Origin of the sequence: Nonomuraea fuscirosea (assembly GCF_035917475.1) — a bacterium.
GTDB lineage: Bacteria > Actinomycetota > Actinomycetes > Streptosporangiales > Streptosporangiaceae > Nonomuraea > Nonomuraea fuscirosea.
Genome location: NZ_CP109074.1, coordinates 2083372 through 2101001, shown reverse-complemented (window position 1 = coordinate 2101001; position 17630 = coordinate 2083372). Strand labels below are relative to the sequence as shown.

12 protein-coding genes are annotated in these 17630 nt (G+C 71.9%); 1 reads left to right on the top strand and 11 read right to left on the bottom strand.

Going from position 1 to position 17630, the window contains the following annotated elements; all coding sequences use genetic code 11:
- Positions 1–78 precede the first annotated feature (78 nt).
- From OIE67_RS09360 to OIE67_RS09335, 6 genes are all read right to left on the bottom strand, one after another.
- The gene (locus OIE67_RS09360) at positions 79–1968 is read right to left on the bottom strand and encodes a PIN domain-containing protein (RefSeq protein WP_326638617.1); all 1890 of its coding nucleotides are present in this window, start codon (positions 1966–1968) and stop codon (positions 79–81) included.
- Positions 1962–4529 (bottom strand): alpha-mannosidase, encoded by a 2568-nt coding sequence (locus OIE67_RS09355; protein WP_326638615.1) that lies wholly within the window; start codon positions 4527–4529, stop codon positions 1962–1964. Before OIE67_RS09355 ends, OIE67_RS09360 begins: the two co-directional genes overlap by 7 nt.
- Positions 4526–5110: a D-sedoheptulose-7-phosphate isomerase gene (locus OIE67_RS09350; RefSeq protein WP_219911614.1), complete on the bottom strand. Its 585-nt coding sequence runs from the start codon at positions 5108–5110 to the stop codon at positions 4526–4528. Before OIE67_RS09350 ends, OIE67_RS09355 begins: the two co-directional genes overlap by 4 nt.
- Positions 5111–5137: 27 nt before the next feature.
- A complete protein-coding gene (locus tag OIE67_RS09345; protein WP_326638611.1) occupies positions 5138–6223 on the bottom strand; it encodes an ROK family protein in 1086 nt (361 codons plus the stop codon).
- Between the two features lie 126 nt (positions 6224–6349).
- On the bottom strand, positions 6350–7393 hold the full coding sequence (locus OIE67_RS09340; RefSeq protein WP_326638609.1) for a LacI family DNA-binding transcriptional regulator: 1044 nt from the start codon (positions 7391–7393) through the stop codon (positions 6350–6352).
- Complete coding sequence (locus OIE67_RS09335) at positions 7390–9231, bottom strand: MBL fold metallo-hydrolase (protein ID WP_326645281.1); 1842 nt, start codon at positions 9229–9231, stop codon at positions 7390–7392. The genes OIE67_RS09340 and OIE67_RS09335 overlap by 4 nt, the downstream gene beginning before the upstream one ends.
- 38 nt (positions 9232–9269) lie before the next feature.
- Between OIE67_RS09335 and OIE67_RS09330 the strand changes: the two genes are divergently transcribed.
- Positions 9270–10973: a beta-N-acetylglucosaminidase domain-containing protein gene (locus tag OIE67_RS09330; protein ID WP_326638607.1), complete on the top strand. Its 1704-nt coding sequence runs from the start codon at positions 9270–9272 to the stop codon at positions 10971–10973.
- A gap of 61 nt (positions 10974–11034) precedes the next feature.
- On the opposite strand, the gene OIE67_RS09325 is transcribed toward OIE67_RS09330, so the two are convergent.
- The 5 genes from OIE67_RS09325 to OIE67_RS09305 form a co-directional block, all read right to left on the bottom strand.
- Entirely contained in the window at positions 11035–12549 is a 1515-nt protein-coding gene (locus tag OIE67_RS09325; RefSeq protein WP_326638605.1) for an FAD-dependent oxidoreductase, read from the bottom strand.
- A complete protein-coding gene (locus OIE67_RS09320) occupies positions 12546–14267 on the bottom strand; it encodes an alpha-amylase family protein (RefSeq protein ID WP_326638603.1) in 1722 nt (573 codons plus the stop codon). The genes OIE67_RS09325 and OIE67_RS09320 overlap by 4 nt, the downstream gene beginning before the upstream one ends.
- 95 nt (positions 14268–14362) lie before the next feature.
- A complete protein-coding gene (locus OIE67_RS09315; protein WP_326638602.1) occupies positions 14363–15190 on the bottom strand; it encodes a carbohydrate ABC transporter permease in 828 nt (275 codons plus the stop codon).
- Complete coding sequence (locus OIE67_RS09310) at positions 15187–16119, bottom strand: carbohydrate ABC transporter permease (protein ID WP_106234580.1); 933 nt, start codon at positions 16117–16119, stop codon at positions 15187–15189. Before OIE67_RS09310 ends, OIE67_RS09315 begins: the two co-directional genes overlap by 4 nt.
- 1 nt (position 16120) lies before the next feature.
- The gene (locus OIE67_RS09305; protein WP_326638599.1) at positions 16121–17512 is read right to left on the bottom strand and encodes an ABC transporter substrate-binding protein; all 1392 of its coding nucleotides are present in this window, start codon (positions 17510–17512) and stop codon (positions 16121–16123) included.
- Positions 17513–17630: the final 118 nt, after the last annotated feature.

The following is a 17630-nucleotide window of genomic DNA, read 5'->3' as shown; positions in this document are numbered from 1 at the left end:
CCGGGTCCCCGATCGCCCGATCGCCCGATCCCCGATCCCCCGGTTCCGCGATCGCCTGGTCGGTCGCGGGCGAAGGGCTCACCCGTGGTCGCGGGCCGCCACGGACGACTGGGCGAGGATCTGCTCGCAGGCCAGCAGGAGCACTCCCGCGCTCCAGGCGTGCGACAGCGTCAGGTACATGCCCTTCGGCTGGAAGCAGTCCGTCTGGTAGTAGCGTTCGGTGATCATGCCGCGGTAGGCGTTGAGGTCGCCGTCGGCGGCCGGCAGGAGCTGGCGGAAGCAGTCGAGCGTCTCGTGCGCCCGCTCCGCGTAGTACGGGTCGCCCAGCGCCCGCGAGAGCTCGATCAGCTCGGCGGTGCACACCAGCCCGTACGCGTGCAGGTGCTGGTTGGACGGTGACGCCTGGTCCGCGCCCCTGGTGGCGAAGCCGTACACGCCGAGGGGGGTGCGCGGACCGAAGCGCACGTTGTAGGTGTAGCGGAAGGTGAGCGTCCAGTCGGCGGCCCGGCGGGCCAGGTCCAGCCAGCGGTCCGCGCCCGTGCTGCGGTACAGCGCCATGTAGGCCAGCACGGCGGCGTACCCGTCCTCCGAGGTGGGCGCCAGGTCCACGTCCTCGGGTGCGCCGTAGATGAACTCGTCGTCCACGAACGACGCGTAGTACTCCCCGGCCAGCTCGGCGGCCCGCAGGTCGGCGGGCTCCCCCGACTCGGCCAGCGCAGCCACCCAGGTCAGGCCGGAGGCGCCCGACCAGGACAGCACCTCGCCGGTGGCGGCGTGGTGGAGGGCGCCGAGGTTGCCGTCGGGGCGCTGGCGGGCGAGCATCGCGTCCAGGTTGGAGCGGGCCGCGGCCGCCCAGGCGGGGTCGGGCCGCAGCCGCAGCGCGCGCAGCAGGAACAGCGTGGCCTCACCCAGCGTGCGCGCGTGCAGGGCGTCCTTGACGTGGCTCCAGCTCTGCGACCAGCCGGACTTTCGGTACCAGGTGCCCCAGAACGTGCCGGACGGTGACAGGTTTTCGCAGATGAAGCCGATCACCCGTTCGGCGGCGGCGACGTGCTCGGGCCGTCCTGTCCGCAGTCCGTGTTCCAGGAGCGCGGCCGCCCACGGGATGCCGCTGACCCAGCCGACGTGCATGGCCTGCCGGTCCACCCGCTCGCCGTCGCCGCCGCTGATCTCCCGGTCGAATCCGACCGTCTCCAGCAGCACGCCGGGGTCGGGGTCGTAGTGCCAGCGGTACAGGCCCTCGGCCGCGATGCCGGCCGACTCGGCCACGTCTTCCCAGGGTTCGACGGGCGCGGCCGGCAGGCGCAGATCGCGGTCCTCGCGCAGCAGCGGCGCGTACGCGTGCCGGTCGGCGGGCAGCGCGCACGTGGCGACGGTCAGGACGTGCGACTCCCCCGGCCGCCACACGTGCGCGGCGGCCCCGGCGGGCCGGGCCAGGGCGGATCCGTAGTAGGTGACCGGATACTCCTGGTACGGGAACAGCAGCGAGACCGTCGCCGTCCCCTCCGCATGAGCGATGGCCAGGCCGGTCGGGCCCAGTGGGGACTCCTCGTCCGCGATCAGCGCGGCGCCGCCCCCATCGCCCCAGACCAGGACGGCGGGCGTGGCGGCGCGGTCGGCGCGGAAGCCCCAGCGGGCCGAGACCATCTCCTCGGGCCGGTCGGCCCCGGTCTCGAAGCGGGGGAAGATCCGCCGGCAGGCGGCGGGCCGGTTCTCGCCGTAGAACAGGCCGGGGATCAGCCACCAGGGGTCTCGGGCGGCCACGGACCTGCTCACGCGCACGGTCCCCGCGGCCGGCTCGGCGCCGTCGTACCGGAGGTCGAGGCTCAGGTCGCGGCGGCCGGTCGGGAGCCGTTCGCCCCAGCGCCAGGCGACCCTCCACGTGCCCTCGCCCAGCACCTCCACGGTCACCGAGCCCCCGTCGGGGTCGGTGATCGCCAGCGGCTCGCCGCCGCCCGCGATCACCACGGTTCCACCGTGAACGCGCCCTTGCGCTCGTTCAGCTCGATCAGGTCGGTCTCGACGGCCGAGAGCGGGTCGGCGAGCGGGATCCGGAACGTGCGGATCTGGCTCGGCCCGAAGTCGGCCGTCAGCCGGATGCCGGCCATCGGGATGTTCAGCGTCGCGACCGCGGCCGCGCCGGTGCTCTCGACGGCCCGCACCACGAGGTCGCCGGGCGCGTCCTCGTGCAGCTTGACCGCCGTGACCATGACCTGGCCGCCGCCGTCGTCGAGGTAGCCGCGCGAGCCGGGCAGCGGGCCGTCGTGGAAGCTCTCCAGCATCGCCCGCACCGGCGCGCCGAGCAGGGCGGCGCGCCGGGTGAGCCCGGCCGCGCGCCAGTCGCCCGCGTGCGGCACCAGCAGGTACGAGAACCGCTGCGTCCCCTGGTCCTGGTAGGAGTAGTAGCCGTCGGGGTCGAGCAGCCTGGGGTCGTGCCAGGCGTAGACGGGGCTGCGCACGGCGGTGATCCCGATGCTGTGACTACGGCCGTGGCCGGGCGGGGAGACGTCGTAGCCGTGCTTGGCGTTGTTCACCACGGCCAGCCCAGCGCGCCCGCCGGCCACGCCGCCCGACAGGTCCACCCACGACTGCGCGGGCTCCTCCGCCCCGTCGATCGGCCGGTTGAGGTGCGCGAACGGGATCTCGTACGTGGCCACGGGGCTCTCCAGCCCGACGGGGAAGCGCAGTTTCATCAGGTGCGCCTGCTCCCGCCAGTCGAGCGTGACCCGCACCTCGACGGCGTCGTCGTCACCCGCGCCCAGGATGAACTCCTCGGCCATGGTGGAGCGGCCCCACTCGCGCTCGACGCGGATGCGGGCGCGCAGCGGGCCCTCCTCGCGCAGCACGATGTCGGTCGTGGTCATCGCCTCGCCGGGCCAGTCGTAGGAGATGACGCGGTGGCCCCACGTGTCGGTCGGGTCGGCGCAGATCTGCGTGTGCTCGCCCGCCGCCCCGGCCACCAGGTCCACGCCGGTGCGCTTGTCGACCAGGCTGGACAGCCAGCCCGTGAGCGGGTCGAGCTCCAGGCGCAGGACGTCGTTCTCCAGGTGGTGCCGCGAGGCGGACAGCGTGCCGGTGGCGTGGGCGGCCGGGCCCTGGCGCAGCCGGTAGAGGCGGTAGCCCAGGGCGGGCAGCTCGGCCTGGAAGACGGTGGCGCCGCGGCCCTTGTCGTCGGTGGTGGCGACCGACTGGGTGCGCTGGCAGGGCACGTCGGCGCCGTCGGCGTCCACGACGTGCACGCCGTTGGGGGCCAGGCCGTACTGCAGCTCGACCCTGGTGCTGACCGGCCACGGGTGCGGGTTGAAGACGATGACCGGCTGGGTGCCGCTCTCCTCGGGCACGCGCACGTCGCGGGCGATCACGTTGTGCGCCCTGGTGATGATCCGCTTGGAGATCGCCACCGCCTCGCCGAGCTGGTCGCGGGCGTCGTCGTAGGCGGGCTCGATGGCCGAGCCCGGCAGCACGTCGTGGAACTGGTTGAACAGCACCTGCTTCCACGCCTGTTCCAGGTCGGCGCGGGCGTCGTGGCCGGCGATCGCGGCCCAGCGCTCGGCCGACAGCACCGCCGCCTGCGCCCTGCGCTGCCAGGCCTTGATGCCCGAGTGCGATGAGTAGCAGCCGGCCGCGTGGTGCTGCAGGTCGTCGCGCCACACCGGCAGCTCGGCCAGGCCCTGCTCGCCGAGGCGCTTGACCATCTCGTCGAAGTAGCGGCGCGGGGAGGACATCGTCAGCTCCCCGAACGTGCCCATGCGGTCGTAGCGGTGGATGGACTCGATGTTGGCCTTGGTGGGGCCGCCGCCGTGGTTGCCGACGCCGTAGAAGACCATCAGGTCGCCGAGCGAGCGGTCGAGCTGGCCGAGCGCCTTCTCGGTCTGTCCGGCGACCTCGCCGGGCGGGCTGCAGTACTCGAACGGGATCCGGTAGGCCAGCACCCGGCTGCCGTCCGGCGACTCCCACCAGAACATCGTGCCGGGCAGGTCGCTCTCGTGCGGTCCAGGGCGCAGGAAGCAGTAGGAGTCCATGCCCTGGCCGCGCAGAATGGCGGGGAGCATGGCGTTGTGGCCGAACGGGTCCACGTTCATGCCGACCGAGGCCGTGACGCCGAACTTCTCCTTGAGGTAGCGCTGGCCGTACAGGCCCTGCCGGACGAACGACTCCCCCGACGGCATGTTGCAGTCGGGCTCCACCCACCAGCCGCCGGTCATGACCCAGCGGCCCTCGGCCACCCGCTCCCTGATCCGGGCGAACAGCTCGGGGTCGGCCTCCTCCACCCACGAAAGCAGCACGACCTGGTCGCAGGTGAAGACGAAGTCGGGGTATTCGTCCATGCGGTGGATCGCCGACCAGAACGTGGCCCGCGCCTCCTGGTAGCCCTCCTGCCACGGCCACAGCCACACCGGGTCGAGGTGGGCGTTGCCGATCATGTGCAGGGTGCGGCCGGGGCTGGCCGCGGGGCGGGGGGCCGGCGGGAGACCGGGGGGCTGGCTGCCGGAGGGGGCGTTCGACATGGGAGCGGGGCGCCTGGTCATGCTGCCGCCCAGACGTCGAGCTTCTCGCTGATCATGTGCAGCATCAGTGTGTGGATCTCCTGGATGCGCGGGGTCTCTGAGCTGGGGGCGAGGAGGAGGTGGTCGGCGTACTTGGCGGCGGCGCCACCGTCGCCGCCGCCGAACAGTACCGTCACCGCGCCATTGCTCTGTGCGGCGTCGAGGGCGGTGACCACGTTGGGCGAGTTTCCGCTGGTGGTGAAGGCGGCCACGACGTCGCCCCGGCGGGCCAGCGCCTGGACCTGCCGGGCGAAGACGTCCTCGTAGGCGTAGTCGTTGGCGATGCACGTCATGACCGTGGCGTCGGTCGTGAGCGTCACCGCGGGCAGCGGGCGGCGGTCGCGCTTGTAGTGGCCGACCAGCTCGCCGGTGAGGTGCTGGGCGTCGGCCGCGCTGCCGCCGTTGCCCAGCGTGTACAGGGTGCCGCCGCGGGTGAAGGCGTCGATGAGCAGGTCCGCCGCCGCCTCGACGGCGGGCGTGAGCGCCGCCATGCCGCGGGCGGCGGCGAGGTGGCCTTCGACGTGGCCGGCGAGCAGCTCGGACATCGGGGGAAGTTCAGGCATGGATCTTTCCTGAGAGAAGTGCGGGTCTCAGCCCGAGGTTCCTGGGACGGCGTCTGTGACCGTTTCTGGGACGGCATCTGGGACGTCTGCCGGGACCGCTTCTGGGACGGTTTGTGAGACGGCTTCTGAGCCGGTTGCCGGGACGGCTTTCCTGATGGTTCCGGCGACGAGGTCGTGCGCGACGGCGCCGGCGCCCACGACGCACACGCCCGCGCCGAGCGCGGCCGGCACGATGCGCGCGGCACGGGCCGCGGGCGGCATGGCGTCACGGGCGACGGCGGCGGCGACGGGGGCGAAGAGCCGCTCGCCGGAACGGGTGACGCCGCCGCCGAGGACGACGAGCTCCGGCTCGAACGCGTTCACCAGGTCGGTGATCGCGCTGCCGAGCGCCCATGTGGTCTCGTCCCAGATCGCGACGGCGAGCGGGTCGCCGGCCGCCGCGGCGCGGGAGACGTCCTCGGCGGTCGGGCGGTCGAGGGCGGACAGCGACGAGGGGCGGCCCGCGGCGATGGCCTCCTGGGCGCGCTCGGCGATGGCGGTTCCGGACGCGTACGCCTCCAGGCAGCCCAGACGGCCGCACGAGCACCTGCGCCCGCCCGGCCGCACCATGACGTGGCCCAGTTCGCCGCCGTTGCCCGCGGCGCCCCGGTGCAGGCGTCCGCCGATGACCGAGCCGCCGCCGACGCCGGTGGAGACGGTGAGGTAGAGCATGGTGCTGGTGCCGCGCCCCGAGCCGTACCGGAACTCGCCCAGCGCGGCGGCCGTGGCATCGTTCTCAAGGGCGGACGGCACGCCGAACGCCTCGGCGGCCATCGCCCCGATGGGGACGTCGATCCAGCCGGGCAGGTGCGGCGGGCACTCCAGCACGCCGGTCCTGGTGTCCAGCGGGCCGCCGCAGGAGATGCCGACCGCGGCCACCTCGGGCAGGCCGGCCTCCGCGATCGCCTTCCTGCCCAGGTCGAACAGCCGGTCCAGGACGCGCCGCGGGCCCTCGTCCCTGCGGGTGGGTGCGACCTGCCAGCCGTGGATGAGGCCGTCGCCGGTGACCACGCCGACGGCGAGTTTGGTGCCGCCGATGTCGAGCGACAGGACGGGGGGACGATCGTGCTCCATGGAACCTCCGGCGGGACCTCCGACGGGAACGGCCGCCACACCGCTGTGACATCGTTCCCACACGGATCCTAGGTGGAGTTTTCCCCATGGGTCAACGCGCGATCCGCCGGAGCGGTCAGAGCGCGGTCAGAGCGCGGGCGGCGGCGCGGTGGATTCGCGCTGGAGGAGCCGCACGTTGAGCACGGTCGTGACGGAGTCGGACTCGGGGCGCTCGATGCGCTCGTCGAGCCGGCGTACTGAGGTCGCGCCCAGGTTGAAGGTGTCCTGTGAGACCGCGCTGACCGTGGGCGAGACCATGCTCATCCACGGCGAGTCGTCGAACGCGACGAGGCTGATGTCGCCGGGCACGCTCAGCCCGAGCTCGCCGATCGCCCGCCAGACGCCCTCGGCGAGCACGTTGTTGGCGGCGAAGACGGCGGTCGGGCGGTCGGGGCCGCGCAGCATGTCGAGGGCCCGGCGGCGGGAGTCGGCGACGTCCCAGCCGGAGGAGACGACGAGTTCGGGATCGACCTTGATGTCGCCGGCCGACAGCGCCTCCAGGTAGCCCTGGTAGCGCTCGTAGCCCGTGGTCCAGTCGGTCTCGTCGATGAACAGCGCGATCCTGCGGTGGCCCAGCCCGACCAGGTGGGCGGTGGCGGTGCGGGCGCCGACGCGGTTGCCGACCACCACGCCGTCGGTGGAGCCGGCCGCGAACTGCCGGTCCACCTCGACGACCGGGATGCCGTGTGAGGACAGGTAGGTGGACACGGCGGAGGAGTTGGGCGTCACGATCACACCGGCCACCCGGAGCGCGACGAGCGCCTCGGCGGCCTCGCTCTCGGCCTGCGCCGACAGGCTGGTGTCGAACAGCACCATGGTGTAGCCGCGTTCGCGGGCCTCGCTGCTGGCCCCGGCGGCCAGTTCCGCGTAGAACGGGTTGCGCAGGTCGCTCACCAGGATCCCGACCGACCGGCTGACCTGCTGCTTGAGCGTACGGGCCATGACGTCGGGCACGTAGCCCAGCTCGGCGGCGGCGCGCAGGACGCGCTCGCGCACGTCGCTGGCGGCGTAGCCGCGCCCGGTCAGCGCCCGCGAGACGGTGGAGCGTGAGACGCCGGCCGCCTCGGCCACGTCCTTGATCGTGGGACGGCGGGAACGGCTGAGGGGGGTGCTGCGCCGTTCTACGGTCATCTGTTCCCTTCCGGTACCACGTCGACCAGCGCCTCGGCGTGCTGTCCGAGCCGCAGGTCGCCGATGGTCAGGTCGACTGTGAGGCGAACGCGGCGTCGCGGCACGGTGTCGGCGCCAAGTCGGAGATGCACCTGCTCCATACCCCCTGCGGGCAGCCTTAGCGTCAGTGATCCCCGTTCGCGCCTCCAGCCGGCCGGAACCACCGGTTCGATGGTCGCGACGGCCTTGTCCGGCCACGGGTTGCGCACGGTGGCCGTCAGCACGATCTCGCCGCCCGCGGGGACGCTCGTATAGTACGGCGTCAGGCGGCACAGCACCCCGTCGGCGCCGAGGTCGAGCCGGTCCAGCGGGAGCAGGTCGTGGTGCAGCGCCACCAGCTCCTCCCCTCGTCCGGTCAGCAGGTGCAGGTAGTCGTCGTCCACCCAGCGGGGCCGCCAGTGGCCGCTGACCATGAGGTCGGGGCGCAGGCGCCGGTAGAGCGCGGCGCTCTTCCGGTAGTCCTCGATCTGGAACCTATTCTTGTACTGAAAATTCAGGATCTCCTGGCGTTCTTCCGGAATGCCCATTCCGTCCTGCTGGTCGCCGGTCACCAGCACCCGGTGCCCGTCCACCTCGAACTCGTACGCCGCCGCGAACAACGTGTGCCCCGGCAGGTCGTGCACCGTGATCTCGTACTCGCGCCAGCGCACCGTCTCCCCCAGCCCGAGCACCCGGTCGGCGGGGATGGGATCGAACCACTGGCACGGCAGGTCGTGGTGCAGCGGCGTGGCCAGGATGGGCGCGATGTGGGACGGCGCCCAGATCTCGGTGCCCTCGACGTCGCGCAGCAGCGGCATGCCCGCCACGTGGTCGTCGTGGTAGTGGGTGGGCACGGCCACCTCGACGTCGGTGACGCCGTAGTGCTCGCGCAGCGCGGGCAGGGAGGCCAGCCACGGCCGCCTGGCCTCGCGGGCGGTGCTCTTGACCAGGCCCGTGGACATGTCGTAGCCGAAGTCGAACACCATCGCCGCGCCGGACTCCGACAGCAGCACGTAGCTGTAGGACTGGCTGCTCCTGTTCATCAGCAGGTGCGGCGTGACCTGGATGAACGGGTTCTCCAGCAGGCCGCGCACGTCCCAGGGGTGGGGGCGGCGGAAGTCCACGTAGCGCTGCATCGCCGACGAGAGCCGGGCGAGCGCGTCCTTCGGCTCCGTCATCGGGTCGCCGTGGGAGGGCAGCAGCACGTCGAGCTCCTCCCGCTGGAGCAGCTCGGCGCTGATGACGACCATGGCCGGGCCCTCGTTCTCGGTGTAGGACCACTGGGTGGCGGCCAGGGACCACACCTTGCCGGGGGCGTAGATCAGGTCGCCGGTGAAGGCGGTCCGGCCGACCACGTACGTGACCGAGCCCGGCGTGTGCCCCGGCGTGGGCAGGACGCGGACGTCGACCCCGCCGTAACGGGCCGTCCGATACTCGGGGACGACACCGGTCACCGGCACGGGGTCGAGCAGCGAGAACCGGTCGTCGCGCAGATCGTAGTCGTTGAGGATCTGGCGGCCCTGCCACATCTCGCCGACCTGGTCGAACAGGTCGCGCTCGACCGGCGGCACGTGGATGGCGACGCCCGCCGCGGCCGCCCGGTGCAGGCCCTGTGCCTGGTCGCGGTGGTGGTGGGTCATCAGCACGTCGGTGATGCGGTCGAGGCCGAGCTCGTCGAGCAGGTCGAGCACGCGCCCGGAACCGAAGTCGATCGCGATGCCGGTACGCTCCTCCCCCGGCCGGTCGGGAGCCTTGATGACATAGACGTGGCAGGTGTCCTCGACGCGGAGCACCCCGGGCGAAACTTCGGCGACTTCCATACCCACGACGCCGCATCCTATCCGGTATCGTTCCCACAATGGATGCCTGGGAGTGGATTGTCCCCTGTCCGAAAAAGGCCTCTTCGGGTGCGTCGCATGTCGATCTCAGCGCCTGCGCCGTCCAGGGCGACGCCACGGCTCATCGTGCGGTCGCCGCCCTGCGCGACCGTTTCGGCCCTCAGGACGCCACCTCCGCCGCTGTTGTCGAGGTACGGATCCGGGTGGACGCCGGGGCCGGGCTGCCGGCCGAGGGCTACACGCTGAGCGCGGGCCCCACCGGCGTGCTGATCATCGGGGCCGACGCGGCCGGGGCCTTCTACGGCGCGCAGACCCTGCTCGCCCTGGCCGGGGCGCCCTGCTCCGAGCACTCCGCCTGCGTGCCCGAGTCCGAGGTGAGCGACTGGCCCGACCTGCCGTTGCGGGGCACCATCGAGGGCTTCTACGGCCCGCCGTGGACCCACGCCGACCGCATGGACCACCTGCGTTTCTCCGCCCGGCACAAGCTCAACGCCTACGTGTACGCGCCCAAGGACGACCCGTTCCACCGGGAGCGGTGGCGGGAGCCGTACCCGGAGGAGGAGCTGGCCCGGCTGGGCGAGCTGGTCGCGGAGGCGGAGAGACAGCACGTCAGGTTCGTGTTCGCGCTCAGCCCCGGCCTGTCGATGGTGTACGCCGACCCGGCCGAACGGGCGGCGCTACGGGCCAAGGCGGAGCAGGTGTGGGACGCGGGCGTCAGGGAGTACGCGCTGCTCTTCGACGACATCCCGCCCGAGCTGAGCCACGCCCGCGACCGGGAGACGTTCGGCACGGCGGACGGGGCGAGCGCGAGCGCGCACGCGGCGGTCTGCCGCGACTTCGCCGAGGAGTTCCTGCTTCCCCGGGGCGCGTCGCGGCCGCTGACCATGGTGCCGACGGACTACGCGGGTACTGGGCGCACGGCGTACCGGGACCGGCTGGCGGCCGAGCTGCCGGCGGACGTGCTGGTCTGGTGGACCGGGTCCGACGTGGTCGTGGGCGAGATCACGACCGAGGACGTGACGGCCGCGGCCGGCTCCTACGGGCACCGGCTGGCGTTGTGGGACAACTTCCCGGTCAACGACTTCGACTTCGACCGCGTCTTCCTCGGCCCGCTGGCCGGACGCACCACCGCCCCGAACGGCGCGCTCCCGGAGGGCGCGGCGCTGGAGGGGATCACGGCCAACCCGATGGTGCAGGCGGCGGCGTCGCGGATCGCCTTGACGACGGTGGCCGACTACGCCTGGAACCTGGCCGCCTACGACCCGGCCCGCTCACACGCCAGGGCCGTGCGCCTGGTGCCGGGCGCGACCGAGCTGCTGCCGCTGGTGCAGGCGTGCTCGGCCTGGCCTCCCGGCGCCGACCAGAGCCCCGCCCTCACCGCCCTGTGCACCGCCGCCCTCGACGACGGCTCCCGGTCCGGACAGCGGGCCGAATCCCAGGCTGAGCTGCGGGCGGAGCTGACGCGATTGGCCGAGCTGCCGGCGGACGTGCCGGGCAGGCTCGCCACGGAGCTGGCCCGCTGGGTGGCCGCCGCCAGGGACATGGGCGCGGCCGGTCTGGCGGCACTCGACCTGCTGGCGACCGCACCCGAAACCCCTGATGCCCCGCCGAGCCCGGACGCGGTGGAGAAGGCGCTGGCCAGGGCCGAGGAGCACCAGGCGAACGTCCTGCGCCGGGTGATCCCGCCGTTCGTGCGGCAGGTCCTCGACCGCGCGGCCACCTGATCGCGCGCACGCCAGGGAGGGCCGGCCGTGCGAGCGCGGCTCGCCCGGGGGCCGGCCGGTGTCAGAGGGACAGCACCTGGCCGGCCGCCGCCAGTTCCTCCTGCAGCCCCCGCACGTCCACGTCCTGCACCGCCTTCCCGCTCGCCGCGGACAGCGCCGCGGCGAGGCCGGCGGCGTGGCCGAGCATCTGGTACTGGACCTCCATCCGGATGGAGGAGAAGGCCACGTGGGAGGCCGACACGCACACCGGCACGACCAGGTTCGCGCACTCCTCCCGCCTGGGCACGAGCGCCCCGTACGGGATCTGGTACGGCGCCACCCCCACCGACAGGTACCCCTCGGTCACCACCATCGGCACCGGATCGGGATGCTCGTGGACGTGCCGCCAGGTCCGCTGCACCTCCCGGACGTCCAGGTGGTAGGAGCCCATCGCGACCACGTCCTCGTGCCGCCGGCCCTGGACCAGGTCGTGCTCGGTGAGGTGTTTCTCCCCCAGCATCCGCCGCGCCTCACGCACGTACAGCTGGTGCGGCAGGTGGCCGGTGCCGGTGAACTCGTCGGCCGGCAGCCCCCACCGTCCCAGCTCGGCCCGCACGCTCGCGGGCACCTCGGGGTCGTGGGAGAGGAAGTACAGCAGGTCCTGGGCGTGGTGCAGGTGGTGCAGGCGGATGCGTTCGCGTTCGGAGGGGCCGGCGTCGGGATAGGCCCAGGCCGAGCGGTCGAGCACGCTCAGCGAGAACGGCCCGAGCGAGTTGCCGTCGCACTTGCCGTGGGGCAGGTTCGGCTCAAGACCGACGAGCTTGCCGGCCCGGGGTTCGATCCCCTCGTCACGCCAGTGGCGGAACAGCCGCCGGCCCAGCTCCCAGTGCTCCTCGTCGTAGCCGGGCCGCCGTTCGAACGGGACGCGGTCGGGCGCGGTGGTCATGCAGACGCGGTAGCCGTACGACATGACGCCGCCGTCCCCCGCGCCCACCTCGGCCATGGGGCCGTCGGCGACCTGCGGCAGCAGTGTGCCGTCGGCGCGGAACGGCGAGATCCACGGCGGGAAGTTGTGCATGCCGGGCACCACCTCGCGCCGCCCGGCGAAGCGCTCCCCGTGCAGGGAGCGGTCCTCCCTGCCGACGCGGTAGCCCACCCCGGCGGCGGCCAGCAGGTCGCCCTCGTAGCCGGCGTCCACGAAGGCGCCGGCCGCGTAGTCGCCCGCGTGCGTGGCGACGGAGAAGATCAGGTCGCCCGAGGTGATCACCGTGCGCAGCCCGGCCCCGAAGACGACCTCGACCCCGGCCGACTCCAGCCAGGACAGGAAGATCTGCTCGGCCACACGCGGCTCGGGCCCGGCGTAGTGGCCGGGCGCGACCCCGTAGGCGGCGGCCACGGCGCGGCGGAACTCGGCGGCCATCCCGCCCAGCACGCGCCTGTCGCCGAGGTCGGTGTAGCCGAGCCCGCCCGAGGTCATGCCGCCGACGTGCCGGCCGGGTTCGAGCAGCACCGTGTCCAGGCCGCGCCGGGCGGCGGCGACGGCGGCGCACACGCCGGCCGACGTGGCGCCGTACACGACGACCTCGGCCCGCCTCATCGCCGCCACCACTCCGCGATCTGGCGCAGGTCGGCGCCGGTGATCGGCTCGCGGGTGTTGTCGATGGAGTCCACGTAGTAGAGGGCGGGAACGCCCAGCTCGGGCTGGGCCTCGGCGTACGCGAGCCAGTCGGCGCGGCTCGGCATGGGCCACTGGTCGGTGTCGATGAGGTGGCCCGGCATGGCGCGCGTGGCCACGGCGTGGCGGTAGCGGAGCTGGTCGACGGCGGGGACGAGGTCGCCGGCGGCGTCGTACTCCAGCACGTCGTTGAGCCTGATCATGTCGCTGACGTCGGCGAAGGCCGGGTGCGGGGTGTGCGTGATCATGAGGGCGTCTGGTTTGACGGCCTTGGCGGCGTCGTACAGGGTGGCGAGCAGTTCGTGCAGGAGTGCCGGGCCCCAGGCGGTGCCGTACGCCTTCAGGTGCGAGCCGCTGGGCGACCACTGCGTGAAGTCGACCTTGAAGCCGTCGGCGCCGAGGTCGCCCAGGAGACGTTCCATGACGGCCCTGATCCGCCGCCGGTAGGCCGGGTTCGACGGGTCGGCGGCCACGGCGCGCCCGCCGGCGTCGGTCACGCACTCCTGCGCCGGCAGCCCCTCGGGCGACCAGGCCCGCCACCACAGCAGCACCCGCTGGCCGCGCGCGTGCCTGGCGGCGATCCACTCGCGCAGCGCGGGCCACTTGGCCTCGTCCGGCTCGGGGTCGCCGTAGGTGAGCTGCCAGCGGTCGTCGATGACGATCGTGCCGGGCACGATGCCGTGCTCCTCGATCCTGGCCAGCCACTCGTCGTACAGATCCTGCCGGGACAGCTCGACCGGCGAGCGGCCGTCGGCCCTGGCGCACTGGGCGCCCCAGCCGCAGAAGAGGGGCTCGCTCCACCACGCGTGCCGCTCCCGCACGGGCCCTTCCGGGGCCAGGCCGTGGGTGACGAGGTCGTCGCGATGGTGGGAGATCGCCTCCCAGGGCGAGGAGGCGGCCCGGAACACGACGGCCGGCGAGGTCCACTCCCCGCGCACCTCGGTGTGGCCCTCGTAGTCGAAACGCAGCAGCGCGCCGCCGTCCAACGGCTCGTACGCGAGCTCGGTGAAGGTCAGGTCGGCGATCCCGGCGCGTACGGAGGCGCCCAGCCAGTCGCCATCCGGAACGTCGGTGGCGCCGCCCGGAGATTGACCGGGTGCCTCTTTACCGAAGGCCAGCACGAGCGGCGGCGGGGAGAAGACGGCGTGCAGCCGGCCCGGCGAGGCGTCGCCGACGACGGTGAGCGCGACCGGGACGGAGACCGGCCGCACCACCTGGATCGGGTGCGCGGGCGTGGGGCTGAAGACGCCGCGCGCGTGCAGGCCCGTTCTGAACGTGCCCGACGCCCGGGTGTTGAGCACGGCCCGGCCGCCCATCAGGGTCACGTCGCTGAGCACGCCGTTCCCCTCGACCCGCACCTGCAGCGCGATGGTCTCGGGGGTGCAGGTCAGCCGGACCGTCTTGGCCTCCCACCCGGTCGTACGCTGCGGGAAGTCGAAGACGACCGTGCCGTCGCGCCGGTCGAGCACGGGCGGCAGCGTCTCGTACGTCTCGTCGCGCCCGGCCGCGGTGTTGACCGAGGCGAGCAGGTTGAGCGTCATCCAGCCTTCGAGCTCGGCGCTGGGATCGGTGCGGGAGACGGTCAGCCGGTAGTGGCCGGTCTCCAGGTAGTGGGCCGTGTCAGTGGTCGTGATGCGCATGAGTTGGCGGGATGCCTCGATCCTCGGCGGGGAGGGGGCCGTGCCGCCCCCGATGGTGAGCCGGGCGCGGTGGCGCCCGGAGTGGTCGCGGCCGCTCATCCCTTGCTGCCGGTGGTGGCGATGCCGCGGACGAAGTGCTTCTGGCCCAGGAAGAACAGGATGATCATGGGGATGGTGGTGATCACGCTGGCCGTCATGACGATCTCCCAGTGCCACTCGCCGCCGAACCCGAACTGGTCGAGCAGCGCCTTCAGCCCGCGCGGGACGGTGAACGTGCTGGAGTCGCGCAGGTAGATGAGCGGGCGCATGAGGTCGGTCCAGGCGGCCTGGAACTCGAACAGCAGCGTCACGACGACCGCCGGCTTGCACAGGGGCAGGGCGATGCGCAGGAAGATCTTCCAGTTGTTCGCCCCGTCGATCTTGGCCGCCTCGAACGGCTCGCGCGGCAGGCCCATGAAGAACTGCCGCAGCAGGAAGATGTAGAAGGCGCTGCCGAACAGGTTCTGGGCCCACAGCGGGGTCAGCGTGCCGACCATGCCGAGCGAGTTCCAGATGAGGAACACCGGGATCATGGTGACCGCGCCCGGCAGCATCATCGTCGCCAGGACCACGCCGAACAGCGCGTTCCTGCCGGGGAAGCGGAAGTAGGCGAACCCCCAGGCGACCATCGCGCTGGTGATCGTCACAGCCACCGCCGCCAGCACCGTCACCAGCAGCGTGTTGGCCATCCACAGGCCGAGCGGGGCCTCGTGCCACACCCGGATGTAGTTCTCCAGGGTGAAGGTCTCGGGGATGATCCGGTTGTCGAAGACCTCGCCGCGCGGCTTGAAGGAGGCGCTGAGCAGCCAGATGAACGGGTAGACGAACGCGATGGTGAACGCGCTCAGCGCGACCCAGGTCAGGATCTTCGCGGCGCGCCTCATGGGTTACCCCCCTCGTAGTGGACGAAGCGCCTGGTCACCACGAACTGCACGCCGGTGATCGCCATGATCACGATGAACAGCAGCCAGGCGAGCGCGGAGGCGTACCCCATGTGCAGGAACTCGAAGGCCTGCTGGAACAGGTAGATCGCGTAGAACAGCGCGGCGTCGTTGCTGTAGGTGGTGTTGCCCGCGCCGAAGAAGGCGGTGTACGCCTCGGTGAACGACTGCAGGGCGTTGATGCTGTCCACGATGAACAGGAAGAACAGCGTGGGGCTGATCATCGGCACGGTGATCCGCAGGGTGCGCTTCCACCAGCCTGCGCCGTCCACGAGTGCGGAGTCGTACAGCTCCTGCGGGACGCCGCGCAGGGCGGCCAGGATGATGACCACGGAGGAGCCGACCGTCCACAGGTTCATCAGCACCAGGGCCGGCTTGACCCAGTTCGGGTCGGTGGTCCACGCCGGGCCGTCGATGCCGAAGACGCCGAGGAAGGCGTTGATCAGGCCGTCCTGGCCGTTGAACAGCAGCAGCAGGAGGATGCCGATCGCGACCGGCGGCGTCATCTTCGGCAGGAAGAAGGCGGTGCGGAAGAAGCCGGTGGCCTTGCTGGCGCCGTTGAGCAGCAACGCCAGCCCGAGCGCCACCACCAGGTGGGCCGGCACCGACAGCACGGCGAACACGAAGGTGTTCCACAGCGCCAGGCCCACCTTGGGGTCCTCGAAGAGCTGCACGTAGTTGTCGAAGCCGACGTACGAGGGGTCGTTGATGACGTCGTAGTCGGTCAGCGACAGGTAGGCGCTGTTGATGACGGGCCACGCGGTGAAGACGAGGAAACCGATGATCCAGGGGCTGATGAACAGCAGCGCCGCCCGGGTCTCGATGAACCGCGTGGTCCGTCGTCGTGGTGCTCGGGTACGGGAAGGGGACATCTCAGTTCGTACGCTTCGTCCAGCCGGCCCATGCCTCGTCCAGCGCCTTCTGGGCGTCCTGCTGGGCCTTGTCGAGCGCGGCCTGCGGCTTGTCCTGGCCGTTGAGCACCCGGTTCACCGCGCCCTGCCAGGCGTCCTTGAACTCCTTGTCGGCCGGGTTGGCGGGGAGGCTGAAGGTGTTCTTGTTGGCCTCGTAGAACGCCTTGACGCCGGAGTCCCAGGGCTCGCCGCCGGAGGTGAGCATCTGCTCGATCTCGGCGTCGGCCTTGACGTTGCCGGTGAGGATGCCGGTGAACGGCTTGTTGTCCGCCTTGCGCTTGTCCAGCCGGGCCTGGGCGGCGGCCTTCCACGTGTCGACCAGGGTCATGGTCTTGGCGAAGCGGCAGGCGGCGCCGGGGTTCTTCGCGCCCTTGGGGATGGCCCAGGACGAGCCGGAGGAGTAGGCCAGCGGCTTGCCCTCGGGCGTGCGGAAGGTGTCGAAGGCCAGGGGCGCCTTGGGCGAGACGTCGTTGAGCACGTTGACGTACCACTGCTCCATGGGCATCGCGCCGAGGGCGTTCTTGGCGTACTGGTTGCCCTTGCCGAAGAAGTCGGCCGAGTCGCGCACGGCCTTGACCTTGGCGAAGCCGCCCTGCGCGTCGTAGATGGAGACGGCGAACTCCAGCGCCTTGACCACCTGCGGGGAGTTGAGCTGCGCGGTCTTCCCGTCGGCGGAGAGCAGGTCGGCGCCGAGGGACTTGGCCCACAGCGGCAGGAACTCCGGCAGCTTGCTGTCATAGCCGATCACCTGGAGCTTGCCGCCCGGCGCCTTGAGCATCTTCTTCGCCGCGGCGGTGATCTTGTCCCAGCTGGATCCGTTGACGTCCTCGATGCTCAGGCCGGCGTCCTTGAGCAGATCGGCGTTGGCCATGGTGATCTGAACCTGGTTGAACTCGGGGATGGCCCACACCTCGCCGCCGAACGTCACCTGGCTCAGCGCGTCCTTGTTGTACATCGAGGTGTCGATCTGCTCACCCTGGACGCACGCTGTCAGCGGGGTGATCGCGCCGCGCGAGGCGAAGGTGCCGATCTGGTCGCGGTTGGCGTAGATGAGGTCCGGCGGGTCGCCGGCCGCCACCGACGACAGGAACTGCTGGATGTCGAGGTCGCCCTCGACGAGCTTCACGTCCGCGCCGCCGAGCGACTTCTTGGCCAGGTCGACGCGGGTGCTCCCGATCTCGTCGGTCGCGCCGAAGCCCATCGCGGAGATGGTGCCCGAGTAGGTCGCGCCGGGGTTGAACTGGCCGGCCGTGGGGGTCGGGGCCGACGCTCCACCGGTGCCCTTGGCACAGGAGGTGAGCGCCAGCGCCAGCGACACCGACAGCACGGACCAGCGGACGAGCGGGGTTCTCATTGGGGGTTTCGCCTCCACACTGATCAAGCGGGGCATCAGGCATGCTGATGACGGCCACGTGGCGCCAAGCCAGTGTGGCAACGTTCACACATCTGAGAACGTACCCATACCGCTGAAA

Excerpts from the sequence above, each read along its gene's own strand:
- OIE67_RS09330 (WP_326638607.1), top strand. The coding sequence starts at position 9,270 with ATGGATGCCTGGGAGTGGATTGTCCCCTGTCCGAAAAAGGCCTCTTCG.
- OIE67_RS09340 (WP_326638609.1), bottom strand. The coding sequence starts at position 7,393 with ATGACCGTAGAACGGCGCAGCACCCCCCTCAGCCGTTCCCGCCGTCCC.
- OIE67_RS09320 (WP_326638603.1), bottom strand. The coding sequence starts at position 14,267 with ATGCGCATCACGACCACTGACACGGCCCACTACCTGGAGACCGGCCAC.
- OIE67_RS09325 (WP_326638605.1), bottom strand. The coding sequence starts at position 12,549 with ATGAGGCGGGCCGAGGTCGTCGTGTACGGCGCCACGTCGGCCGGCGTG.
- OIE67_RS09355 (WP_326638615.1), bottom strand. The coding sequence starts at position 4,529 with ATGACCAGGCGCCCCGCTCCCATGTCGAACGCCCCCTCCGGCAGCCAG.
- OIE67_RS09315 (WP_326638602.1), bottom strand. The coding sequence starts at position 15,190 with ATGAGGCGCGCCGCGAAGATCCTGACCTGGGTCGCGCTGAGCGCGTTC.
- OIE67_RS09350 (WP_219911614.1), bottom strand. The coding sequence starts at position 5,110 with ATGCCTGAACTTCCCCCGATGTCCGAGCTGCTCGCCGGCCACGTCGAA.
- OIE67_RS09345 (WP_326638611.1), bottom strand. The coding sequence starts at position 6,223 with ATGGAGCACGATCGTCCCCCCGTCCTGTCGCTCGACATCGGCGGCACC.
- OIE67_RS09335 (WP_326645281.1), bottom strand. The coding sequence starts at position 9,231 with ATGGAAGTCGCCGAAGTTTCGCCCGGGGTGCTCCGCGTCGAGGACACC.
- OIE67_RS09305 (WP_326638599.1), bottom strand. The coding sequence starts at position 17,512 with ATGAGAACCCCGCTCGTCCGCTGGTCCGTGCTGTCGGTGTCGCTGGCG.
- OIE67_RS09310 (WP_106234580.1), bottom strand. The coding sequence starts at position 16,119 with ATGTCCCCTTCCCGTACCCGAGCACCACGACGACGGACCACGCGGTTC.